Consider the following 5,301-nt stretch of genomic DNA (forward strand, 5'->3'; position numbering starts at 1 on the left):
GCGGCCCTGGCCTCGGCGCCGCTGTGGGTGCGGCGCGCCTTGCGGGGCACGGGCAGCCCGCAGCCGGCCCGGACCAGTTCGCCGAGGCCGAGTCCGTAGCGCGTACGGAAGGTCTCGCCGGGGCTCTGGCCGTGGTCGGACAGCAGGACGACGCGGTACGCGCGAGGGGCGTGCTCGGCGACCTGCGCGATCAGGGCCAGTGAGCGGTCCAGGCGGGCCAGGACCTTCTCCGTGTCGCGGCTGCGCGGGCCCGAGTGGTGCGCCACCTCGTCGTACGCCACCAGGTCCGCGTAGACCGAGGAGCGTCCGGCGAGCATGTCCCCGATCACCGCGGCGACGACGACGTCCCGCTCGATGACGGTCGCGAAGGCCCGGATGAACGGGTAGAGGCCGCCGCGGCCGACCCGCGGGCGCCGCTTCTTGAGGCGGGCCCAGGTGGACTCGCCGATCTCGCGGCCGACCTCGGCGACGAAGGACATGGCGGTACGGACGGCGTTGGCGGGGTCGGAGAAGTACGCGAAGTAGCCGGCCCGCGAGCGGTTCTTCCGGCCCCTCCTGGCGGCCACGGAGAGCACCAGGGCGAGCTGGTCGGCGCCGCCGCTGAAGAGGTTTCCCCGGCTGGCGCCGTCCATGGTGAGCAGTCCGCCGTCGCCGGTGCGTGCGATGGCGCGGCGCTGGAGTTCGGCGGCGCTGGTGGGGCGGTTGCAGACCATGACCTCCAGGGTGTCCTTCTCGTACCAGCGGAAGGCGGGGATGTCGTGGTTGGAGCCGTGCAGGATGCCCAGCTGGCTGGCGCCGGTCTGGCTGGACCAGTCGGTACGCCAGGGGGTGAGCCGGTGGGTGGTGCGGGTCCCCTCGGCGTCACCGAGCCAGGAGGCGACGGTCGGCATCAGACCGCGTCCGACCGCGTCCAGGAGTACGTCGTGACCGACGCCGTCGAGCTGGAGGAAGACCGCGCCGGGGGTGGACGGGCCCGAGCCCGGCTCCAGCTCGCCCCGCCGCCGGTCGGAGAGCCGGTAGAGCCTGCGCCTGTACGCGTCGTCGTCCCGGACGGCGAGGGCACCGCCGGTGGCGGAGGCGACGGCCGACATCACAGCGGCGACCACCACGGCCGTCTCCGGGGCGGCCTCGCTCTCTCCCGACGGGATGATGCGCAGGGCGAGCCACAGGAGCGAGCCGTTGAGGAAGAAGACGAGCAGGCCGAGGACGAGGGCGGGGACGAGGAGCAGGGCCCGGACGAGGAGCGGCCACACCACGGAGGAGAGCACGCCGAACGCCCCGGCGCCGAGTGCGGCCGTGACGGCGATCTGCGTCGCGCTGTCCCCGTCTGCTGACTGGATTCTGAAGTCCGGCAGGATCCCGGCCAGTGCCAGCATGGTGACCGTGGACACGGCCCATACGGCAACGCTCCGCCAGAGCGCGCTCACCAGCCGCCGCCATCTCGCGCCGCTCACGCCACGCCCACCTCCACCCCGCTCTCAGACCTGCCCCAACCCTGTCACAAGCACGCAAGCCGTTTCGGCGGCGCACAAGGGCACGACGGTTGCTCGCCACGCGTACACAGGGTGACCGCGAATCACCGCACGGGGTTGCCCCTGCCGGGCCCGGGCCCGGCACCGCCGGAGGCGTCAGCGGCCGTCGTAGCCCGCCGTCGGCATCGACAGACGGCGGTGGACATGGGCCTTCATCTGGGCGTCGTACGCGGGTTCCGCGTGGCCGACCGTCTCGACCCGCACTCCGCGCCGGGCGCACTCGGCGGTGAACTCGTCCACGGAGGCGAGCGCCCGTTCCAGGACCCGGCGGCTGGGCGCGACGAACAGGTCGACGAGGCCCGCCTCGACGTCCTCCCAGAGCGCGCAGTGGTCGGGCCGCAGCCCCCGTACGAGCAGTTCGCGGGTGACGACATAGCCGCGCTCGGCGGCCCAGCGCGCGCACATGGCGTGCTGGCTGCGCGAGTCCACGAGGAAGGGGTCCGCCTCCAGCTCCTCCAACGGCGTCAGACTCGCGATCGTCGTCACGCGAAGCGTGCCGGAGGCACGGCGTGTGTCTCCCATGGCGTCCCCCCTCACCTCCGGGTTTCGTCGCCGACCCTACTCCTGCCCGTACGCTCGGGGGGAGTCGCGCGAAGGAGGCAAAGGAGTGCCGGTGGAGATCACTTGGTGGGGTCACGCCACCTGCACCGTCGAGGACTCGGGCGCGCGCGTGCTCACGGACCCGCTCTTCGCGCGCCGGCTCGCGCATCTGCGCAGGCGCCGGGGCGCGCCGCCCCCGCCGGAGGCCGCGGTGGCGGACGTGGCCCTGGTGTCCCATCTGCACGCCGATCATCTGCACGTCCCGTCGCTCGCGCGGCTCGCCCCGGGCACCCGGCTGCTGGTGCCGAAGGGCGCCCCGCGGGTCGTCCCCGGGCTGCGGAGGCTCAGTCATCTGCAGGTCACCGAGATGGCCAGCGGCGATCGTACGAGGGTCGGTGACCTGGTCGTACAGGCCGTTCCGGCGCGGCACGACGGGCGGCGGCTGCCGGTCGGGCCGCACCGCGCGCCCGCCCTCGGCTATGTGATCGAGGGCGAGGCACGGACGTACTTCGCCGGGGACACGGGCCTCTTCGAGTCGATGGCCAAGGAGGTCGGGCCGGTCGACGTGGCGCTGCTGCCGGTCGGTGGATGGGGGCCGTATCTGGGCGAGGGGCACCTGGACGCCGGGCGGGCGGCCGAGGCGCGGGCCCGTCTGCGGCCGGGGAGCGCGGTGCCGGTGCACTACGGCACGTACTGGCCGATCGGGATGGATGCCGTGCGCCCCCATGAATTCCACGCGCCCGGCGAGGAGTTCGTGCGCCTGGCCGCCGAGCGTGCGCCCGAGGTGGCGGTGCACCTTCTGGAACACGGACAGCGTGTGCGGCCGCGGGTCGCGGGGTACCGGTCATCCCCGGGGGACGCGCCGGCCGGCCGGGGCGACGACGAGCGGGAGGGCGAAGCCCGGTGAGGGATGTGCTCGCCGCCGCGGTCACGACCGTGCCGCCCGAGTCCACCCAGCAGGCGCTCGGCTATCCGTCGTTGTTCCTGCTGGTGCTGATCGGGGCGTTGGTGCCCGTCGTGCCGACGGGTGCCCTGGTGAGTTCGGCGGCGGTGGTGGCGTTCCACCAGACCGCTCCGTTCTCGATGGTGCTGGTCTTCGTGGTGGCGGCGTTCGCGGCGTTCCTGGGGGATGTCGCGCTGTACTGGCTCGGGCGCCGTGGCATGAAGTCGAAGAACGGGTCGCGGTGGCTGGCGGCGATCCGGGACCGTGCGCCGGAGGATCGGCTGGCGCAGGCGCAGGAGAAGCTCGCGGAGCATGGTGTGGCTGTGCTCGTGTTGTCGCGGCTGGTGCCGGCGGGGCGTATTCCGGTGATGCTGGCCTGCTTGATGGCGAAGTGGCCGTTGCGGCGGTTCGCTCGGGGGGATGGGCCGGCTTGCCTGGCCTGGGCCGCGACTTATCAGCTCATCGGGGTGGCCGGGGGTTCCTTGTTCAAGGAGCCCTGGGAGGGGGTGGTTGCGGTGGTCGTTCTGACCGTTGTGATCAGCGTGGCACCCGGTCTTTGGCGCCGTATGCGCAGCGCGTCGCAGTAGGTAGGTGTGGGTAGGTCGGTCCGGGGGCTTCTGCCGTGTGTTGTCTGCGGGCCGGGTGTGGCCGGTCGCGCAGTTCCCCGCGCCCCCAAAAACCTGCGGGTCACCGCGCGCCTGAAGGGCCCGCCCCTCCCCGCGCGCCCAGAAGCTGGGGCCTTCAGCCGAGCACCCTTGAAGCGCCCACCGGCAGGTCCCACAGGTTTTCCCTCGCCAGGCCTGCCTTCTCCCATGCCGTTCGTACGCGGGTCAGGGGTTCGAGGACCGGTTCTGCCGAGAGGACGAAGGTGGCCCAGTGCATGGGGGCCATGCGGTGGGCGCCCAGGTCCTGGGTGGCTCGGACCGCGTCCTCGGGGTCGCAGTGGACGTCGCTGAGCCACCAGCGGGGGTCGTACGCGCCGATGGGGAGGAGGGCGAGGTCGATACCGGGGTAGCGGGCGCCGATGCGGGAGAACCAGTGGCCGTATCCCGTGTCGCCGGCGAAGTACACGCGTTGACCGTCGGACGCGGTCAGGACCCAGCCGCCCCACAGGGTGCTGCAGGTGTCGTGGAGGCTGCGCTTGGACCAGTGGTGGGCCGGTACGAAGTCGAAGCGGATGCCGCCCAGTTCGGCCGCTTCCCACCAGTCCAGCTCGGTGACGTGCGAGAAGCGGCGGCGCCTGAACCAGCGGCCGAGCCCGGCGGGGACGAACACCGGGGTGTCGCGCGGGAGTCGGCGCAGCGTCGGCGCGTCAAGGTGGTCGTAGTGGTTGTGGCTGATGACGACCGCGTCGATGCGCGGCAGTGCGCTCCAGGCCACGCCGACGGGCGTGATCCGGGCGGGAGTTCCGAGGATCTTGCGGGACCACACCGGGTCGGTGAGCACGGTGAGCCCACCGATGCGGACCACCCAACTGGCGTGCCCCGCCCAGGAGACGGCGATGGTGCGTGCGTCCACCCGGGGCAACGGGCCCGGCTCGTACGGAAGTCGGGGAATGTCGGCGAGCCCCTCGGGACCCGGCCGCAGCGCGCCCTCGCGGGCGAACCGGGCGAAGCCGCTCAGGCCGGGCAGCGAGGCGGTCAGCCGGTCCGCGAACGAGCGGGGCCAGACGCGGCGTTCGCCGAGCGGACGGGGTTCGGCGAGCGGGGTTCCGACGGCGGGTGCGAACACGGCTGAGGGCAGTGGGGAGGACAGGAGCGGGGACAGAGGGGAGGCCGACGCCGGATCTTCGGCGTCCGTGGTCGTGGTGGTCGTGGTCGACTCGGACTGCTGCGTCATCGAGGGGACTCCCGTCGCCGAGCGTCATCGTCATCGCGGAGCTCGGCGAGTGCCGAGCCCAGCAGACTCAACGCGCGTTCCACATGCGGCAATTCCAGAGGTTCCGGTGACGAGAGAGACGCCGTCCGCTCCTCGTGGGTTGTGCCGAGGAACGGGCCGGTGGCCAGGCGTACGCGCAGCGCGCCGAGGTCGTCGCCGAAGCGGTGGCCGCCGGGCACGGGCATGCCGAGGCGGTCGGTGAGGAAGTCCTCCAGTTCCTGGGCGTCGCCGACACCGCGCTCGGTGGGCGCGGAGCGCAGCGGGCCGAGGTCCGCGTACACATGGCGGCCCGCGCGCGGGGGCCGGGCAAGGGCGCCCGCGGCCACGAGGATCGGCCTCACCTGCGACCCGGTCGGCGGCCTCGTCCAGATCCCCTGCATCGAACGCAACGGCATGGCCGCGGTCAAG

Annotated in this window: 5 protein-coding genes and 2 pseudogenes; 3 read left to right on the forward strand and 4 right to left on the reverse strand. The window is 73.0% G+C overall.

What is annotated here, in order from left to right:
- Both O3Q52_RS48245 and O3Q52_RS48250 read right to left on the reverse strand, forming a co-directional pair.
- Window positions 1-1,454, reverse strand: a 1,454-nt coding sequence (locus O3Q52_RS48245; RefSeq protein WP_269654797.1) for a phage holin family protein, incomplete at its 3' end; no start/stop codon positions are given.
- Between the two features lie 174 nt (window positions 1,455-1,628).
- Window positions 1,629-2,054: a hypothetical protein gene (locus O3Q52_RS48250; RefSeq protein ID WP_269654798.1), complete on the reverse strand. Its 426-nt coding sequence runs from the start codon at window positions 2,052-2,054 to the stop codon at window positions 1,629-1,631.
- Between the two features lie 85 nt (window positions 2,055-2,139).
- Between O3Q52_RS48250 and O3Q52_RS48255 the strand changes: the two genes are divergently transcribed.
- Entirely contained in the window at window positions 2,140-2,979 is an 840-nt protein-coding gene (locus tag O3Q52_RS48255) for an MBL fold metallo-hydrolase (protein ID WP_269654799.1), read from the forward strand.
- Window positions 2,976-3,602 carry a DedA family protein gene (locus O3Q52_RS48260; protein ID WP_269654800.1) on the forward strand — a complete coding sequence of 209 codons (627 nt, stop codon included), beginning with the start codon at window positions 2,976-2,978 and terminating at the stop codon, window positions 3,600-3,602. The genes O3Q52_RS48255 and O3Q52_RS48260 overlap by 4 nt, the downstream gene beginning before the upstream one ends.
- A 154-nt stretch (window positions 3,603-3,756) precedes the next feature.
- On the opposite strand, the gene O3Q52_RS48265 is transcribed toward O3Q52_RS48260, so the two are convergent.
- Together O3Q52_RS48265 and O3Q52_RS48270 are read right to left on the reverse strand one after the other, a co-directional pair.
- On the reverse strand, window positions 3,757-4,854 hold the full coding sequence (locus tag O3Q52_RS48265; RefSeq protein WP_269654801.1) for an MBL fold metallo-hydrolase: 1,098 nt from the start codon (window positions 4,852-4,854) through the stop codon (window positions 3,757-3,759).
- Window positions 4,851-5,222: pseudogene (locus O3Q52_RS48270) on the reverse strand (pyridoxal phosphate-dependent aminotransferase); the annotation flags it as partial. The gene O3Q52_RS48265 and the pseudogene O3Q52_RS48270, both read right to left, overlap by 4 nt.
- Before the next feature lies 1 nt (window position 5,223).
- On the opposite strand from O3Q52_RS48270, the pseudogene O3Q52_RS48275 reads away from it, so the two are divergent.
- Window positions 5,224-5,301: pseudogene (locus O3Q52_RS48275) on the forward strand (L-serine ammonia-lyase, iron-sulfur-dependent, subunit alpha); the annotation flags it as partial.

Origin of the sequence: Streptomyces sp. ActVer, from assembly GCF_027270795.1 — a bacterium.
GTDB lineage: Bacteria > Actinomycetota > Actinomycetes > Streptomycetales > Streptomycetaceae > Streptomyces > Streptomyces umbrinus_A.